Consider the following 16,795-nt stretch of genomic DNA (forward strand, 5'->3'; position numbering starts at 1 on the left):
TCGGGCTCTACCGGCGTCTTAGACCCCGGTATCGCGGCAATCCGTGCGGCGGGAACCCCGGGCGCGCCCGGCCGCGGGTCAGAGGCGTTCGAAACCACGGTGGCGCTCCCAATCGGTCGTCGTGGCGGCGAACGCGGCGAGTTCGGCGTCGGCAGCGGCCGCGAGGTGCTCGACGACCGTGTCACCGAAGGCCTCCCGCGCCACCGCACTCCCACGCCAGCACCGGGCAGCGGACTCCAGCGTCCGCGGCAGCGGTTCGCCGTCCCCACCCGGCGGCGGCAACGGCAGCTCCCGCTCGATGCCGTACAGCCCCGACGCGACTATCCCGGCCACCACCAGGTACGGGTTCGCGTCGCCGCCGGCGATCCGATGCTCGAACCGCAGCGACGGCCCGGCACCGACGACCCGCACCGCCCGGGTGCGATCATCGGTGCCCCACGCTGCGGCGGTCGGCGCGAAAGCGTCCGGAGAAAGCCGTTTGTAGGCGTTGAGGGAGGGGGCGCAGAGCAGCGTGAACGCGGGCGCGCACGCCAGCACCCCGGCCAGGAAGTGCTCGGCGAGAGCCGACAAGCCGCCGTCCCGGTCGAAGACCGGGCGGTCGGACGCGTCCCGCAGGGACAGGTGCACGTGGCAGGAGTTGCCCTCGCCCTGGTCGAACTTGGGCATGAACGTGATCGCCCGCCCCGCCGCCTCGGCGATCTGCTTCGCACCGGTCTTGTAGAAGACGTGGCCGTCGCAGGCGTCCATCGCCTCGGCGTAGCGGAACACGATCTCGTACTGGCCGGGGTGCACTTCGCCGCGCGCGGACTCGATCCGCAGCCCGGCCCCCGCCATGCCGCGCAGCAGCCTGCCGACGAGGTCGTCGAGCTCACCGAGGCCGGTGAGCGCGTAGTCGGAGTTGTACCGGGACGCTGTCCGCAGCCCGCGGTAGTCGCCGGCGAACGCCTCGCGGTAGGACTCGGTGAAGACCAGGAACTCCAGCTCGGTGCCGACCAGCGCGGTCAGTCCGCGGGCGGTCAGGCGGTCGAGCTGCGTGCGGAGGATTTGACGGGGCGCGACCGGGACCGGGGTGCCGTCGCGGTCGACGGCGTCGGCCAGCACGAGGGCCGTGCCGTTGCGCCACGGCAGCGGACGCGCGGTTCGCAGGTCGGGGCGCAGCACGAAGTCGCCGTAGTTGCCGGTGTAGCGGGCGGAGGCCTGCATCTCGACGTCCGCGGAGAGCAGGTAGTCGCACGCGCCGTACCCGTCCGACACGACCTGTTCGCGAAAGAAGTCGCCGGCCAGCCGCGTGCCCTGGAGCCGTCCGTACAGGTCGGGCAACGCCAGCACCACCTCCGCCGCCTCGGCGACCGGACTAGCGACGGCGGCCCGCGGGGCCGCCGCAACGCCCGGCCCGCTCGGAGCCGGGGCAGCGGCCGACCCGTTCGCGGTGGCGGTCACCGGGCCGGCCCCTCGGCCACCGCCAGGTCCTCGCACGCGCCGTCGGCCGGCGCGCCGGCCTCGCGGACAAGGGGGTTCGGCACCGTGCCGTGCACGATCTCGAACTCCTCCTTCTCGGCCCGGTCGTGGAATCCGCCGCCGGTGAGCTGCTCCCGGTTGAGGCAGATCCGCTCCACCTCCGCCGCGGTCAGGCCGTACGCCGTGTGCCGCTCGGCCAGCTCAGGGAAACGGGCCCGGTAACCGTCCACCTCGGCCCGCACCAGCGCCCAGAACTCCGGCTCCGGCATCCCGAGCTGCTCCGCAGCGAGCACCGCCAGCGGCCGGAACACCCCGGCGAACACCGCGGTGATGATCGAGTGCGCCAGTTCCCCCTCCGACCAGCGCGGCAGCAGCCGATCGGCCTCCGCGGGCAACCCCGGATACGACCGTCCCGGCAGCAGGTTCACGTCCTCGGCGAAGTCCTTGAGCATCGTCCGCACCGGGACGTCGTCCGGGCCGAACACCACGACCGTGTTCTCACCGTGCGGGCAGAACGCCAGGTCGTGCGCGTGCAGCGCGTGCAGCGGCGCAGCCAGCACCACCTCCACCAGCGTCCGTAGCCACTCGCGCGCGGACAACCTTGACCGGGACACCAACTCGGCGATGAGCGCGACCCCGTCCGACCCCGTCACCAGGAGGGACGCCAGCGACCGGGCTCTCTCCCCGGCGCGGAGGTACGTCTGCACCGGCTCGCGCCAGACCGCGGCGAGCAGTTCGTGGTACCGGTAGGGCGCGTCCGGGACCCGGTCGAACAGCGGATGCCGCACGGCCACCGACGCGACCTCCCCCAGCAGGTCCACGTGCGACACCAGGAACGGGTCGCGGGCCTGCATCGAGTGCAGCCACGCGGACACCGCAGGCGCGCCCGCGGTCGGCTCGGCGGGCAGCCCGCGCCAGACCAGCGTGTTCCGGATCAGCAGCGGCACCTTGACGTTGCGCTTCTCCGGATGGTCGACGTTGACCAGCGTGCGGACCGAGGCCAGCGCCCGGTACCGATCCGGTGCCTCGCCGAGCACGACGATCCGCCCATCGGCGAGGTAGGGCGCGAACAACGTGCGGACGCAGGCGTCCAAATGGAAAGGGTGCACCGGCAGCCAGACGTAACCGTCGGGGGCCTTCGCGGCGAACGCCTCGGTGGTCCCGGGGTCGAGCTCGTCGTCGATCGACACCCCGTGTGCGCTGGCCAGCGACGGGTGCACCGCGATCCAGGTCAGCCGGAGCGTCCGGCCGGCCTCGGGCGCGTACGCCTCGGCGTCGGACGCGGTGAACCCGAGCCGGCCCTTGTTGAGCACCATCGCCGGGTGGCCGCCCTGCGCGGACTCCAACTCGACGTAGTCCGCGTCGGCCAGCGCCTTTGCCGACGGGAGGTTCCGGCGGAGCAGCGCGTCCGCCGACCACGTGGCGACGAGTTCGCGGAGCGCCTCGGCGGTCGTCGGGCCGTCCAGCCCCAGCACGGACCGCGCATCAACGAGGAACTCCATCGGATCGGCCGCGGGCCGCCCGTTGCGGAGCACCGACGCCGGGTCGATGCGCCAGCTCTCGAACCCGCCGCGGGTGGCCGTGAACGTGTATTCGACGTCGTCCGCGAGCGCCACCCGATACCGCTGTTCACCGAGCGCTTCCGGACGCAGCAGATCCTCGTAGGACAGTTCGGCGAGCGCTCGGACCAGCAGCGCGTGCCCGGCGTCGCGCCAGGCGATGTCGACGGGGGGTGGGGACGTCATCGGCGACCTTCTCCAGTCACGCGGTAGTGGTCTTCGGTGTCCGGGGAGCCTGCAGCGTCGCAGGTCAACGGATGTGGTGGGCAGCGCAAGCGCCACCCCCTACCCTCTCTCGGACGGGCCCGAACGGTCAGGCTGCCGCGCGAAGAGCGTCGGCGAGCCGGTCGAGCACCGCGTCCGCCTGCTCCTCGGTGATGATCAGCGGCGGCAGGAGGCGCAGTACCGCGTCGTGCCGTCCGCCCAGCTCCACCAGCAACCCGCGCCGCAGACACTCGTCGCGGACACGTCTGGCCAGGGTGGACGCCGCCGGCCGGGCGCCGAGATGGTCGGGGTCGGCGTCCGCGTCGACCAGTTCCACACCCAGCATCAGCCCTCGGCCGCGCACGTCGCCGATCGCCGGGTTGCCGATCGCCCGCAGCCCGGCGAGCAGCCGCGACCCGATCTTCCGTGCGTGCGCGGGCAGGTCGTTCTCACGCACGAATCGGAGCGTCGCCGCACCCGTCGCCATCGCGAGCGTCGTGCCGCGGAACGTCCCGGCGTGCGCTCCCGGTGCCCACACGTCGAGGTCGTCGCGGTAGACGACGACGGCGAGCGGCAGGCCGCCGCCGATCGCCTTGGAGGCGATCAGGACGTCGGGAACGACGCCCGCGTGCTCGTGTGCCCACATGCTGCCGGTCCGGCCGACGCCTGCCTGCACCTCATCCACAACCAGGGGGACGCCATGCCTGCGGGTGATCGTCCGCATGCGCCGCAGCCAGTGGTCGGGGGCGGGGATCACGCCGCCCTCGCCCTGCACCGGCTCCAGCAGCAGGGCCGCAGGCGGCAGCACGCCGCTGTTCGGGTCGTCCAGCAGCCGCTCCACGTAGGACGCCGCCGCGTTCGCGCCGACGTCGCCTCCCAGGCCGAGCGGGCACCGGTACGGATACGGGTACGGCAGCCGGGTGACGTCGAGGCTCGGTCCGGCGAGCGGCGTCCGGGCCGCGACCCCACCGGACGCGGTGAGCGCGGCGAGCGTCATGCCGTGGTAGGCGCCGGTGAACGCGGCGACTCCGCCGCGGCCGGTCGCGGTCTGGGTGAGCTTGATCGCCGCCTCGACCGCGTCGGTGCCTGCCGGGCCGCAGAACTGGATCTTGGCGCGGTCGGCGAACGGCGTCGGCAGCGTGGCGAACAGCGCGTCGACGAACTCGTCCTTCTCCGGCGTCGCCAGGTCGAGCGTGTGCAGCGGACGCCCGGCGTCGACGGTGCGCCGGATCGCGTCGACGACCACCGGGTGGTTGTGCCCCAGCGCCAGCGTCCCGGCCCCGGACAGGCAGTCCAGGTAGGTTCTCCCGTCGGCCCCGTGGATCGTCATTCCCTCGGCCCTAACCGGGACGATCGGGAAGTGTCTCGCGTAGGTGCGGGCGGCCGACTCGCGAGCGGCCTGCCGAGCGAGAATCGTGGAGGTGTCGACCCTGCTGAGCACGGTCATGAGGCCGTCTCCGGAGTGAGCATCGTAGGGAGCCCTAGCGACCGAGGAGCGGAGCGGAGGAGGCGGCCGGGGTACACGGTCATGTCAGGGCATCCCCGGGATCGGATCGTGGCCGTAGGCCACGATGGACAGTGCGGTTAGGCGAGCCTTACCTCACCGGAAGTCGGCGAGGTCGTCAACTCGGCTCGCCGGGCGCGGCCGAGGTGCGTGCCCGTCCGGACGAGTGAGCGCCGTTCGCCACGCCGGCGGCTGCCCGAGGAACGCCGGCATCGCGAACTCGAAGCCGTAGGCTCCGGCGTTCGGAAAGATCAGCAGGTCACCAGCGCGGACCGAGTCGACCGTGACGCCACGAGCCAACACGTCCTCCGGAGTACACAGTTCACCGGAGACCGTCACCGCCGCCCGCTCGACGCCGGGCCGCGGCAACCCGACCGGCCAGTCGTCCACTGGCAGCACGGCGAAATTGTGACGGATCTCCCACGATATCGGAAGTTGAAAGTGGTTGATACCGCCCCGGACGACGACGAACACCTCGCCATAGGAACGTTTGACGTCGACGACCTCGGTTGCGTACCAGCCCACCGGCCCGGCCATCCAGCGGCCGGGCTCGAGGATCAGCTCGACGTCCTCCGGCAGCGGCAGCGCGGCGAGCGCCGCCCCGAACGTCTCGACGTCGAACTCCGGCCCCGGCTCGAACGGGATGCCCAGGCCGCCACCGACGTCGACCGCCCGCAGCCGGAGGCCGTGTTCGTCGGCGGTGCGGACCGCCCACTCCACGGCTCCGCGCACGTAGTCCGCGTGCAGGTCCGCGTCCATGTTCCCGCTCACCGCATGCAGGTGAAATCCAATGAAGCGGACGCCAGGGAGCGAGCCGAGCGCCCGGAGGGCGTCCGGGATCTCGGCTTCAGGGATCCCGAACGGGCTGGGCACGCCGCCCATCGTCAGGCCGGTGGCGCGGGCGACCTCGACGGGCGACCTCTGCGGGTTGACGCGCAGCGCGACCGGCACCTCCCGGCCGGGCGCGTGCCGACCGGCGGCGACCGCTGCCCGCGATAGTCGGTGCAGCTCGAGCACGCTCTCAACGTTCACCACGACCGCACCGTCGGGGGCGTCGGGGCCGACCAGGCCGGCGAGCATCGTCGAATTCTTGGCCGGTCCGCTGACGACGAGCCGCGGTCTCACCTCAGCTTTCGCCGCGGCAGCGAGCGCGAGCCGGGCCTCGGCGACCGAGGCCACCTCGAAGCCGTGCACGACCTCGGCGAGCGCTCCGAGTAGCGGCGAGAACGAGTTCGCCTTGACCGCGTAGCAGACCTTGGCCGCGGCCGGCAGTGCCGTGACCAGGCGGGTGGCTCGCTCCTGGGCTGCCGAGAGGTCGTACAGATAACCGCCGACGGGTTCGCCGGAACCACGCGAGGCGAGCGCTGCGGCTCGCACGGCGGTCGGAACCGCGTCGGCCGGTAGTGCGCTGGCGCCCTCGAACGACCGGGGCAGTTCCACCGTGTTCCTCTCGTCTGCCGTGTGGGCTCAGGGCCCCGACGGCAGGCTACGCGAATAACGACAGTTCGGACGTCCCGCGTCCGATGAGGCAGCTCGGGGCCCGCAGAGCGAGCGTCGGTGAGTCAGGATGGTGGTGTGAGCACGAGTAACGCCGCCGTGCCACGGTGCGGCGCGGCGACCCGGTCCGGGCGGCCCTGCCAAAATCGTGTGGCGCTGCCGGGTGAACGCTGCCGTGTCCACCAGGGGCAGCCGGCGCTGGAACCCGCCCCCGACCCGTCCGAATCGTCCGCCGAGAGCACACCGCACTCCGAAAAGCCGGTTCCGCGAAAGGCCGGAGCCGGCACTCGCAGGCGGAAGTCGCCGGTGCACGGCCGCGCCCGGAACAGCGCACCAAAGACGCTGCGCCCCCCGCGCGGCGCCCGGCCGCGCAAGGCACCCCCACCGCCCGGCCCAGCCCTGCCCCCCGACGCACCACCGCCCGACGCACCACCGCCCGAGGCGCCCTCGTCCGAGGCACCGTCCGCAGAGGCACCACCGTCCGGGGCGCCGTCCGGCGAGGCGCCGTCCGCAGAGGCACTGCGGGCGGAGACTCCGACGGCCCACGCTCCGTCGCCTGACGCGCCTGCGTCCGTCCTCGACGCTGACCCCGGCCACGCAGCCACCACCACGCCGCCGGAAGCACCGCCCGGCACCCAAGCACCACCGGCCGCGCAAGCACCGCCCGGGCCCGGAGCACCATCAGGCGCGCAAGCACCATCAGGCGCGCAAGCACCATCAGGCGCGCAAGCACCACCCGAGGCGGGAGTGCCGCCGGGGGCGGAAGTGCCGCCGGGGGCGGGGGCGCCGTCGGGGCCGGAGGCTGAGCGCGAGCCGCGGGATCCGCGGCTGGATCGGGCCGCGGAGCGCTGCGCCTCCGCTATCCGGAACGGCGCGATGGACGCGGTGGACGCGCTCGCGGTGCCCTACCTCGGGGAATCCGGATGGCGCCAACTCCGGGACGCCTGGCGCCGCGAGAACTGCACGCTCGTGGCGACGGTCGCCCGGCAGGCGCTCGAGTCCCCCGCGAAGCTCCACGACGCCGCAGGCAAGCTCGCCGCCCAGGTGTGGATCTGGCTCGGCAGGCCGTGGCTCGAGCAGATGATGGTGCGCGAGGTCGTGAAGCGGCTGCCGATCCTGGGAGAGTCACAGGTTCGGCCGGTTGCGCGCGCGGTCCAGCTCGCCGGGATCCGACTCTGCCACGCCCACGACAACGACCTCACACGCTGCCCGTGCTTCGTCGACCTGGTCGAGCACGAAGGCGAACGCCGCCCCCGCCAGCTCCTCGACGCCGCCCCCAAGGGCTGGGACGGTCTCCGCCGGCTCCGCTGAGATTCCTGTCCATTTTTCGACGTATCACCGCCGGGTGACACGTCGAAAAATGGTCAACTTTCTCGGGCGAAGACGTCGGCGACGGTGGCAGGTGGGCGGCCGAGCAGGGAGGCGAGCACTCGCGGGTTCCCGGGCAGGCCGTGCTCGTCGTAGTACGTGAACATCGCACCGAGGGCGTCCCGGGCATAGCCGCGCAACGGCGTGTCCAGGTACCACTCGTTGAGGTCCTCACGCTCGGCCCGTACACCCCACAGGGCCGCCACGTCCGCCACCGACAGCAGTTCCGGCCCCGCGAGCTCGTACGTGGCGTACGAGTGCCCGTCCTCGGTCAGCACGCGCGCCGCGACGAACGCCACGTCCAGCAGGTCGACGAACGCGAACCGTGTATCGACGGAGTACGGCACGCGCAGCACGTCAGCGGGCCGGAAGTTCTGGGCGTAGGCGCACGGCTGGAGCACGGTCCAGTCCACGTCGGACGCGACCAGCAGTTCCTCGGCGCGTGCCTTGGCCCAGTGGTGCGGCATGGCCTCGACGGCCGGATGCAGCACCGAGTGGTACACGACCCGCGGTACGCCGGCCGCGAGCACGTTCTCCACGATCGACGCCTCGGACGGGTGCACGTTCGGCGCGACCACGTACACCGCCGAGACGCCGTCGAGTGCGGTGGCCACTTGCCCCGCGTCCCGCAGATCGGCATGAACGGTTTCGGTCGCACCCAGGCCGGCCGCTGACCGACCCGGGCGCACCAGCGCCCGGGTCGGTACGCCCCGAGCGGCCAACGCGGCGAGCACCGCCCGCCCGGTCTTCCCCGCTGCCCCGGTGACCCCAATCATCGCGACCCGCCCCGCCGCAGCCCCGACCGGCGCGGCCCCTCCCAAGGCGGCCCGGACGGGCGGCGCGGGCTGGTCCGCTGCGACCCGGACGACCCGGGCGGCCCGGACGACCCGGGCGACCCGGGCGGGCTGGGCGGCCTGACCGGGCGGATCACAGCACGTCCACGTCCGCGTGGGTGCGGCCACCCGCGAGCGCCGGGAAGCCCGGTCCGCGGTCGAAGAACGCTTCGGACGAAGAGGCCCGCGACGCCCGCAGCGCGTCCGAGGCTTCGACGTCGATCGACCCGTCGGCGGCCACGACGACCCCGTAGTCGGACCGAGCGCCCGCCACCGAGACCTTGCCCCAGGCCAGGTCACGCGCGACCTCGTCGTACGGCCGCTCCAGGGGGTCGCCCCAGCCGCCGCCGCCGGTGGTCCGGATCCGGATGATCTCGCCCGCGCGCACCGGCTCGGCGTCGGCCAACGCGTCGACTACCCGTTCGCGAGGCCCACCCGGGTCGATCACGACCTCGAACGGACGGCCCGCGCGCCCGCCACGGACCCCCCAGCAGGCGAGCAGCGACCGGTCGGCGATCGACATGAACGACGCGTCGCGCAGCATCCGGATGTGCTTCTCGTACCCAAGGCCACCGCGGTAACGACCCGCGCCACCGCTGTCCACCGCGAGGCCGAGCGACTCGACCACGAACGGCCACCGCGCCTCGGCGAACTCGACCGGGATGTTCCGCGAGTCCGGGACGACGTGGATCGTGTCCTCGCCGTCGGCGTAGTACCGGCCGCCTGACCCGCCGCCGAGCACCTCCCGCATCAGATACGGCTGGCCCTCCAGATCGGTCCCGTAGACCCCGGTGTACCGGATCGTCTCCTGGTCGGCGGGCATGCGCCCGTCCACTGCCTTCGCGACGACGCCCGCGAGCACGCCCAGGAGCCGCAGGATCACGAACGTCCGGGCGTTCGTCGGCGCCGGGAAGATCGGCGTGAGCAGCGTCCCCGGCGGCGGGAACTTCATCTCGATCAACGGGACAACACCCTCGTTGACGTCGAGCTCGGCCATCCGCTCCGGCGAGTCGGCGAGATTGCGCAGGATCGGCGCGAGCCACTTCGCCAGGAAGTTGCCGTCCGAATAGTTCGCACAGTGGTTGATCGGGCCCTTGGCCTGCGGCGAAGTCCCGGTGAAGTCGAGAATCAGCCGCCCGTCGGTGACGCCGTCCCCGGCCGAGAGCTTGGTCAGCGTGATCCGCTGGGCGTGCAGCTTTGGCTCGTCGACGCCGTCGTGCTCGGCGTAGTCCTCCCAGACGTACTCACCGTCCGGGATCTTGGAGAGCAGCTCCTGCTGGAACACCCGGGTGGTGTTGGCCAGGATCGCGTCGAAGCAGGCCTCGACGGTCTCGCGTCCGTAGCGGGTGAACAGCTCACCGAGACGGCGGGCGCCCATCAGGCAGGCCGAGCACTCGGCGTCGAGGTCGGCGGCGAGCGAGTCGGGCATCCGCGAGTTGCGGGTCATGATCTTCAGCGCCGCCTCGTTCGGCACGCCCGCGTCCCAGAGCCGGATCGGCGGGACCATCAGGCCCTCTTCGAACACGCTGGTGGCCGCCGACGGCATCGAGCCGGGCACTGCGCCGCCGATGTCGTCGTGGTGCCCGAAGGCTTGGACGAAGGCCACCACGGAACCGTCGTGGAAGACCGGCACCGTGACGCAGAGGTCCGGCAGGTGCCCGATCCCGCCCTCGGACAGGTAGACGTCGTTGTGGAAGAAGACGTCGCCCGGCCGCATCGTGTCGAGCGGGTAGTCGCGGGCGACCGGCTGCACCAGCGCCGAGTACGAGCGGCCGGTGAGCTTACGCAGCTTGCGGTCGTGGATGCCGGCGCGGAAGTCGTGCGCGTCGCGGATCATCGGCGAGCGGGCGGTGCGGCCGATCGCCGTCTCCACCTCCAGCTCGATCGCGGCGAGCGTGCCTTCCACAATTTCGAGGACGATCGGGTCGACAGCCGGGCCGGTCACGCGGCGGCCTCCTTCGTGATGATCAGGTTGCCGAAGCGGTCGATTTCCGCGCGGAAGCCCGGGTGCAGGGGCACGGTCGAGCCGTACTCCTCGATGATCGCCGGACCTTCGATCCGGTTCCCCGGCGACAGATCAGGGCGCCAGTAGATCGGCGTCTCCTGGTAACCGAGACCGGCGTCGAAGCACACTTCCCGGGTCCCGGTCGGGGACGGCGCGGGTCCGGGCTCCAACGACACGAGCTCCGGACGCCGAATCGGACCGACGCCGGTGACCCGCAGGTTCACCCACTCGACCTGCTGCTCGGGCTTGTCCCGGAAGCTGTAGCCGTAGGTCTGCTCGTGCGCGTCGTGGAACGCTTCCCGGGCGGCGTCCAGATCCAGCCCGGAAACCGGCACCCGCACCTCGAACGCCTGCCCGTAGTACCGCAGGTCGGCGGTGCGCACGTACTGCTGCTCGGAACGCGAGAAGCCCTCACCGTCCAGTGCGGCCGCGGCCTGCTTCTCCAGCGCCGTGAACGCCGCATCCACCCGCGCCACGTCCAGCAACGAGTGCCGGGAGACCAGCGTCTGCACGTAGTCGTTCTTCACGTCGACGGTGAGCAGGCCGAACGCCGACAGGTTGCCCGGGTCCCGCGGCACCAACACCGACGCGCAGCCGAGGATGTCGACCAGACGGCAGAGCAGCAGCGAACCAGAGCCGCCGAACGTCACCAGCGTGAAGTCCCGGACGTCCAGACCGCGCTTCACCGTGACCTGGCGCAGCGCGTTGGCCTGGTTCCAGGCCGAGATCTCCAGCACGCCGGCCGCCACCGACGGCAGGTCGAGTCCGAGCGAGTCGCCGAGCTTCTCGAGGCCCGCCTGGGCCGCGGAAACGTCCAGCGGGACCTCGCCACCGAGCAGGTGCGGAGGGATCCGGCCGAGGACGACGTGCGCGTCGGTCACGGTCGGCTCGGTGCCGCCGCGTCCGTAACAGAGCGGACCGGGGTCGGCGCCTGCCGAGCGCGGCCCCACCTTGAGCGTGCCCTCGCGCGACAGCCACGCCACCGAGCCGCCACCCGCGCCGACGGTCACGACGTCGATCATCGGGATCTTCGACGGGTAGGCGCCGACGGTGCCCTCGGTGGTCAGCGTCGGCTCGCCGTTGAGGACGACGCTGACGTCGGTGGACGTGCCGCCGCCGTCGCAGGTCAGCACCTTGTCGAACCCGGCGGCACCGGCCACCAGCGCGGCGCCGAGGGCCCCAGCCGCCGGGCCGGACAGCACGGTGGTGATCGGCTGGTGCACGACCTCCTCGGCCGACAGCACCCCGCCGTTGGACTTCATGACGTAGAACGGGACGCCGTCCGGCAGCTTCGACGCGATGCCGCGGACGTACGCGCCGACCCGGGGCTTCACCGCGGCGTCGACCAGCGTCGTCATCGCGCGCTCGTACTCGCGGTACTCCCGGAGCACGTCGCTGGAGAGTGAGACGACTGCGGACGGGTGTTCCTCGGCCAGGATCTCGCGCATCTTCAGCTCGTGCCGGGCGTCCGCATAGGCATGAAGGAAGCAGACGCCGAGCGTGTCGACGCCCTCGTCGCGGAACCACCGCGCGACCTGACGCGCCTCGGCCTCGTCGAACGGGCGGATCTCCGCACCGGTGTGGTCGAGGCGGCCACCGACGGTCTTCACCAGGTCGGCGGGGACGATCCGCGGCGGCTTGACCCAGAAGTACGAGTTGCCGTAGCCGTCCGGGACGCTCTGGCGAGCGATCTCCAGCAGGAAGCCGAAGCCCTCGGTCGTGATGAAGCCGAGGCGGCCGACCTTGCCTTCGAGCAGCTGATTCGTGGCGACGGTGGTGCCGTGGACGAACGCTGTCACCTCGGACTCGCCCTCGATCAGCGAGAGCACCTTCCGGACGCCGTCCAGGAACCCCTCGGCGGGGTCGGAGGGGGTCGACGGGGTCTTCGTAGTGACCAGGCGCCCGGTCTCCTCGTCGATCGCGACCACATCGGTGAACGTGCCACCGGTATCGATCCCGATGCGCAGACGTCGTGGCATCCGACCTCCCTGAACTCTGATTACCCAAAATTCAACGGGCAAGATCCGCCAGGTTCGTCGTCAAGTCTTGCCGAGAACGGGAGGGCCACCGTCGTCAACGCGCGGGCTCGAAAAAATTCTTCGAAGGCGATGTCCGAACCGGCGCTCGCCGCACGACGCCATAGTGACGACACGCTTTCGAGCCGAGGAGAGACGACCATGAAGTTCCTGCAGATGGTGAAGTCGCGCGAGAACCAGGGCAACCCGCCGCAGGCGCTGTACGACGCGATGGGCAAGTACATCGAGGAGTTCGCCACCACCGGCCGGCTCGTGACGACCGGCGGGCTGCTGCCGACGTCGTCCGGAGCCACCGTCCGGGCCTCCGGCGGACAGGTCATCGTGTCCGACGGGCCGTTCGCGGAGGCCACCGAGGTCGTCGGCGGGTACGCGATCGTCGAGTACGACACGCTCGAGGAGGCCGTCGCCGGCGCGAAGGACTTCATCCAGCTTCACGTCGACAACTGGCCGGGCTGGGAGGGCGAATCCGAGGTCCGCCAGATCGCGGAGTTCTAAGCGGGTTCGCGCCGACGCTCCGGGCAGTTGCCGCCCGGGGCGTTGGCTGCTGGGATCGGGAGCCGTGACGAGCGGCTCCAACGACGTGGTGACGAAGGTTTGGCGGGACCAGTCCTCCCGGGTGGTGGGCGGGCTACTGCGCATGACGCACGACCTCGACCTGGCTGAGGACCTCGCGTCCGACGCGCTGGTGGCCGCGCTCGAGCAGTGGCCGGCCACGGGCGTCCCTGACAACCCGGGTGCCTGGTTGATGTCCGTCGCCAAGCGCCGGGCCATCGATCATTTCCGTCGGGCGGAGAGGTACGACCGGCTGGCGGTGCAACTCGCCCCGGAGGCCTTTGTGCCCGATTTCGACGCTGCGGTCGACCACATTGAGGACGACGTCCTACGGCTGATGTTGGTCACGTGCCACCCGGCGCTCACCACCGAGTCCCAGATCGCGTTGACGCTCCGGCTGCTCGGCGGACTCACGACGAAGGAGATCGGCCGCGCGTTCCTGGTCCCGGAGCAGACCGTGGTCCGGCGGATCACCCGGGCCAAGCGGACGCTGGCCGAGGCCGGCACCGGGCTCGACGACCTCGACCGCACCGAGCAGGTCCGCCGGCTGCCGTCGGTCTTGCAGGTCATCTACCTGATCTTCACCGAGGGCTACTCCGCGACTGCGGGCGACGACTGGATGCGTCCCGCGCTCTGCGACGAAGCGATCCGGCTGGCACGCCTGGTCGCCGACATCGTGCCGCGGGAGCCGGAGCCGCAGGGGCTGCTCGCGCTGATGTACTTCCAGGCGTCCCGGCTGCCTGCCCGCACGGACGACGCCGGGAACCCGGTGCTCCTAGCTGACCAGGACCGGGACCGATGGGACCAGTTGGCGATCCGCCGTGGGATCGAAGCGCTGGGCGCTTGCCTGCGTGCCGGGGGCACCGGTGGTGTCTACGGCCTGCAGGCGGCGATCGCCGCCGAACACGCGATCGCGCCGAACGCCGAGGCGACGAACTGGACGCGGATCGCTCGCCTGTACGACGAACTGGCCGTCGCGACGCCGTCGCCGGTCGTCCGGCTGAACCGGGCGGTGGCGCGGGGCATGGCCGACGGTCCGGCCGTCGGGTTGCGGCTGGTTGACGAGTTGACGGACGAGCCGGCGCTGCGGGAGTACCACCTGTTGCCGAGCATCCGGGGCGATCTGCTGGCGAAGCTCGGGCGCCGCGAGGAGGCGCGCGCGGAGTTCGAGCGTGCGGCGGGCCTGGCGCGCAACACGCGCGAACGTGCGTTCTTGACCGAGCGAGCGGCAAGCCTCAGGTAGCCGCGAGGCGGCGCCGCCGGGCGCGGGCGCAGGGCCGCGCGGGCGGGGCGCCGCGGGGCGCCTCCGGGCGCGGGCGGCGCCGGGCGCGGCGCGCGTTACGGCGCCGCGGCGGCGGCGAGGGCGGTGAGGGTCGGGCCGAGTGGCGCGTCGACGCGGACGCTCGCGTGGTCGTCGCCGCGGGTCGGACCCTGGTTGACGATCCCCACCGGGATCCCGGCCTTGGCCGCCTGCACCACGAACCGCCGCCCGGAGTACACGGTCAACGACGACCCGAGCACGAGCAGGCCGCCCGCACGCTCGATCGTCGCCGTACAGTCGGCGACCCGCTCCTTCGGCACGTTCTCGCCGAAGAACACGACGTCCGGCTTGAGGACACCGCCGCACCCGATGCAGTCGACGACCGCGAACCCGTCCAGCTGCTCCTCGGGTAGGTCGACGTCACCATCGGGGTTCACCGTGGCCTCGTCGACCGGGCCCCCGAACCCGGGATTGGCCGCCCGGAGCCGATCGTCCAACTCGATGCGGTCGCTGAGCTCACCGCAGTCGAGGCAGATCACCCGGTCGAGCGAACCGTGCAGCTCGACCACGTCCTGGGCACCACCGGCCTGGTGCAGCCCGTCGACGTTCTGCGTGATCACCCGCCGGACCAGGCCGCACGACTCCAGCCGGGCGACCGCGCGGTGCCCGTCGTTCGGCGCGGCGGCCGAGATCATCCGCCAGCCGAGGAAGCTGCGTGCCCAGTACCGGCGGCGGGCGGCCGGGTCGCGGGTGAATGCCTGGTAGGTCATCGGCGTGTGGTTGCGCTGGAACGCGCCGGACGGACCGCGGTAGTCGGGGATGCCGGACTCGGTGGAAATGCCGGCACCGCTGAGCACGATCAGATCGCCGGATCGCACCAGCGCCGTCAGCTCGGCGAGAGCCGCGTCCGGGAGCGTGAGCGTCACGCACCCATCGTGCCTCAGTTCGGCTCGTGCAGCAGGAACCACCGGTGTCCGGACGGATCGACGACGACGCCTCCGCGGCCGTACGGCCCGTCGGCGACCGGCCGCTCCAGCGTCGCGCCCGCTGCGACGGCGCGCTCGGCTACGACGTCCACCTCGGGGCCCGTGGCGAACGACACGTGCAGCGTCACGCTGACACCGCCCAGGTTCGGCGGCGCGACCAGGCCCATCTCCGGGAACTCCTCGGCCAGGAACAGCCGGGTGGAGCCGATCTGCAGCGTCACGTGACCGATCTTGCCGTCCGGCATGATCGTCGGCTCGTCGATCACCTCGGCACCGAACGCCTCGGTGTAGAACGCGATCGCCCGCCGCCCGTCGGGCACCGAGAGGTACGGCGTGAACTGCTGGATCGTGATCGGTGGGGTCATCAGGGTCTCCTCGGCCTCTTCGAAGGCGTGATTCAGGATGTCGTCGACCGCGTCCGACGGCCGGCCCAGCGCCTCCTCCAAGCGGGCACGCAGCGCCGCGGCGAACTCCGGGCTCGGCGCCTCGCGCGGGCTCGCGTCGCGGAGGGCATCCAGCGGATCAGTCATCGCCGCTCCCCTCCTCGTACGCCGCCCGGAAAGCGGCTCTCGCCCGGACGATCAATGCCTCGGTCGCATGCCTGGTCCGGCCGAGTAGCCGGGCCACCTCCGGCACTGGGAGGTCGTCGACGTACCGAAGGGTGAGCGCAGTCCGGTGGTGCGGGCCGAGCCGCTGTAGGACGTCCCGCGCCCGCAGCACGTCCAGCCGGGCGTCCCACGGATCGTCCGGTCCGGGCAGCGGCTCGACCAGCTGCAGAGAGCGTCGTTCGCGTGCCTCGCGTCGCCAGTGGTCGACCAGTTTGTTGCGGGCGACGGTCACCAGCCAAGCCGGCGTCGGGCTGGCGCCGCTCCGCACCGCGACGACCGCGGCGAGGAACGTCTCAGCGGTGAGGTCCTCGGCCAACGCCGTGCTCCCGCACCGCGTCCGCAGGTAACCGTAGACGTCGGGCAGCACGCGGTCGTACAGCGCGAGCAGCGCGTTGCTGCGGTCGGCGTACTCCGGTTCGCTGCTCACACCCTTACATCGACCGGGGACCCGGAACTCCGACGGGCGTGTTCGGCATTCCAGCGATCGGCCAGCAGTTGAAGCTCGGCATCCCGGCCGGAGAGCATCATCGTCCACATCCGCGCATCAGCCCGGACGAACCAGAGCTGCTGGTCGAGGCTGAGCTCGCGCGGCGGCGTGAACACCGTGTTGTGCTCGACCAGCCGGTGGGTGGCGGCCGCCGCCGCGTACCGAATAGCCGGTAGCAGCGCGATCGAGACGAGCGATCGGCGCCTCCGCAGGGCGATCCCGGCGGCCAGCAGACCGGCGCCGAACCCGCCGAGGTGCCCCCAGCGGGTGATGGCGTCGGCGTGCCGCGCCACGTAGTACGGCCAGAACTGTTCGAAGGTGTCGAAACGGGGGGCCATGGCGGCCGAGCGTAATCCTCGCGGCGGGATGAGTCCGGCCGGTTGCGGCGTTTCACGTGCATCGTGAGTGGGCCCACGGAAGGGTTATGGGCGACCGTT

General features: G+C 71.9%; 14 protein-coding genes. 3 read left to right on the plus strand and 11 right to left on the minus strand.

Features of this window, described 5'->3' with window-relative positions:
• Window positions 1-78 precede the first annotated feature (78 nt).
• From BUB75_RS08975 to BUB75_RS08990, 4 genes are all read right to left on the minus strand, one after another.
• On the minus strand, window positions 79-1,440 hold the full coding sequence (locus BUB75_RS08975) for a glutamine synthetase family protein (protein WP_073254192.1): 1,362 nt from the start codon (window positions 1,438-1,440) through the stop codon (window positions 79-81).
• Window positions 1,437-3,203, minus strand: coding sequence for an IucA/IucC family protein (locus tag BUB75_RS08980; protein WP_073254195.1), 1,767 nt, complete (start codon window positions 3,201-3,203; stop codon window positions 1,437-1,439). The genes BUB75_RS08975 and BUB75_RS08980 overlap by 4 nt, the downstream gene beginning before the upstream one ends.
• 127 nt (window positions 3,204-3,330) lie before the next feature.
• Window positions 3,331-4,668, minus strand: coding sequence for a diaminobutyrate--2-oxoglutarate transaminase family protein (locus BUB75_RS08985; RefSeq protein WP_073254198.1), 1,338 nt, complete (start codon window positions 4,666-4,668; stop codon window positions 3,331-3,333).
• A gap of 153 nt (window positions 4,669-4,821) precedes the next feature.
• Entirely contained in the window at window positions 4,822-6,165 is a 1,344-nt protein-coding gene (locus BUB75_RS08990) for an alanine racemase (RefSeq protein ID WP_073254201.1), read from the minus strand.
• Between the two features lie 933 nt (window positions 6,166-7,098).
• Here BUB75_RS08990 and BUB75_RS08995 point away from each other — a divergent pair.
• On the plus strand, window positions 7,099-7,533 hold the full coding sequence (locus BUB75_RS08995; protein WP_073254204.1) for a hypothetical protein: 435 nt from the start codon (window positions 7,099-7,101) through the stop codon (window positions 7,531-7,533).
• 53 nt (window positions 7,534-7,586) lie between these two features.
• Here the strand turns inward: BUB75_RS08995 and BUB75_RS09000 are convergent, their stop codons facing one another.
• From BUB75_RS09000 to BUB75_RS09010, 3 genes are read right to left on the minus strand one after another with little or no spacing between them, the layout of a single operon-like run.
• Window positions 7,587-8,552, minus strand: coding sequence for an SDR family oxidoreductase (locus BUB75_RS09000; RefSeq protein ID WP_218617393.1), 966 nt, complete (start codon window positions 8,550-8,552; stop codon window positions 7,587-7,589).
• Complete coding sequence (locus BUB75_RS09005) at window positions 8,518-10,368, minus strand: hydantoinase B/oxoprolinase family protein (protein ID WP_073254207.1); 1,851 nt, start codon at window positions 10,366-10,368, stop codon at window positions 8,518-8,520. Before BUB75_RS09005 ends, BUB75_RS09000 begins: the two co-directional genes overlap by 35 nt.
• Complete coding sequence (locus tag BUB75_RS09010) at window positions 10,365-12,407, minus strand: hydantoinase/oxoprolinase family protein (RefSeq protein WP_073254210.1); 2,043 nt, start codon at window positions 12,405-12,407, stop codon at window positions 10,365-10,367. The genes BUB75_RS09005 and BUB75_RS09010 overlap by 4 nt, the downstream gene beginning before the upstream one ends.
• A 198-nt stretch (window positions 12,408-12,605) precedes the next feature.
• Here BUB75_RS09010 and BUB75_RS09015 point away from each other — a divergent pair, with 198 nt between their 5' ends.
• Together BUB75_RS09015 and BUB75_RS09020 are read left to right on the plus strand one after the other, a co-directional pair.
• Complete coding sequence (locus BUB75_RS09015) at window positions 12,606-12,959, plus strand: YciI family protein (protein ID WP_073254213.1); 354 nt, start codon at window positions 12,606-12,608, stop codon at window positions 12,957-12,959.
• A 64-nt stretch (window positions 12,960-13,023) separates the two neighbouring features.
• The gene (locus BUB75_RS09020; RefSeq protein WP_073254217.1) at window positions 13,024-14,259 is read left to right on the plus strand and encodes an RNA polymerase sigma factor; all 1,236 of its coding nucleotides are present in this window, start codon (window positions 13,024-13,026) and stop codon (window positions 14,257-14,259) included.
• 95 nt (window positions 14,260-14,354) lie between these two features.
• Here the strand turns inward: BUB75_RS09020 and BUB75_RS09025 are convergent, their stop codons facing one another.
• The 4 genes from BUB75_RS09025 to BUB75_RS09040 are packed head-to-tail and all read right to left on the minus strand — an operon-like array spanning window position 14,355 to window position 16,696.
• Window positions 14,355-15,203, minus strand: a complete 849-nt coding sequence (locus BUB75_RS09025) for an NAD-dependent protein deacetylase (protein ID WP_073254220.1) — start codon at window positions 15,201-15,203, stop codon at window positions 14,355-14,357.
• A gap of 14 nt (window positions 15,204-15,217) precedes the next feature.
• Window positions 15,218-15,793 carry a VOC family protein gene (locus tag BUB75_RS09030; protein ID WP_073254223.1) on the minus strand — a complete coding sequence of 192 codons (576 nt, stop codon included), beginning with the start codon at window positions 15,791-15,793 and terminating at the stop codon, window positions 15,218-15,220.
• Window positions 15,786-16,298, minus strand: coding sequence for an RNA polymerase sigma factor (locus BUB75_RS09035; protein ID WP_073254226.1), 513 nt, complete (start codon window positions 16,296-16,298; stop codon window positions 15,786-15,788). The genes BUB75_RS09030 and BUB75_RS09035 overlap by 8 nt, the downstream gene beginning before the upstream one ends.
• Complete coding sequence (locus BUB75_RS09040) at window positions 16,295-16,696, minus strand: Mpo1-like protein (RefSeq protein ID WP_073254230.1); 402 nt, start codon at window positions 16,694-16,696, stop codon at window positions 16,295-16,297. The genes BUB75_RS09035 and BUB75_RS09040 overlap by 4 nt, the downstream gene beginning before the upstream one ends.
• Between the last annotated feature and the right edge of the window lie 99 nt (window positions 16,697-16,795).

Origin of the sequence: Cryptosporangium aurantiacum, assembly GCF_900143005.1 — a bacterium.
Classification (GTDB): domain Bacteria; phylum Actinomycetota; class Actinomycetes; order Mycobacteriales; family Cryptosporangiaceae; genus Cryptosporangium; species Cryptosporangium aurantiacum.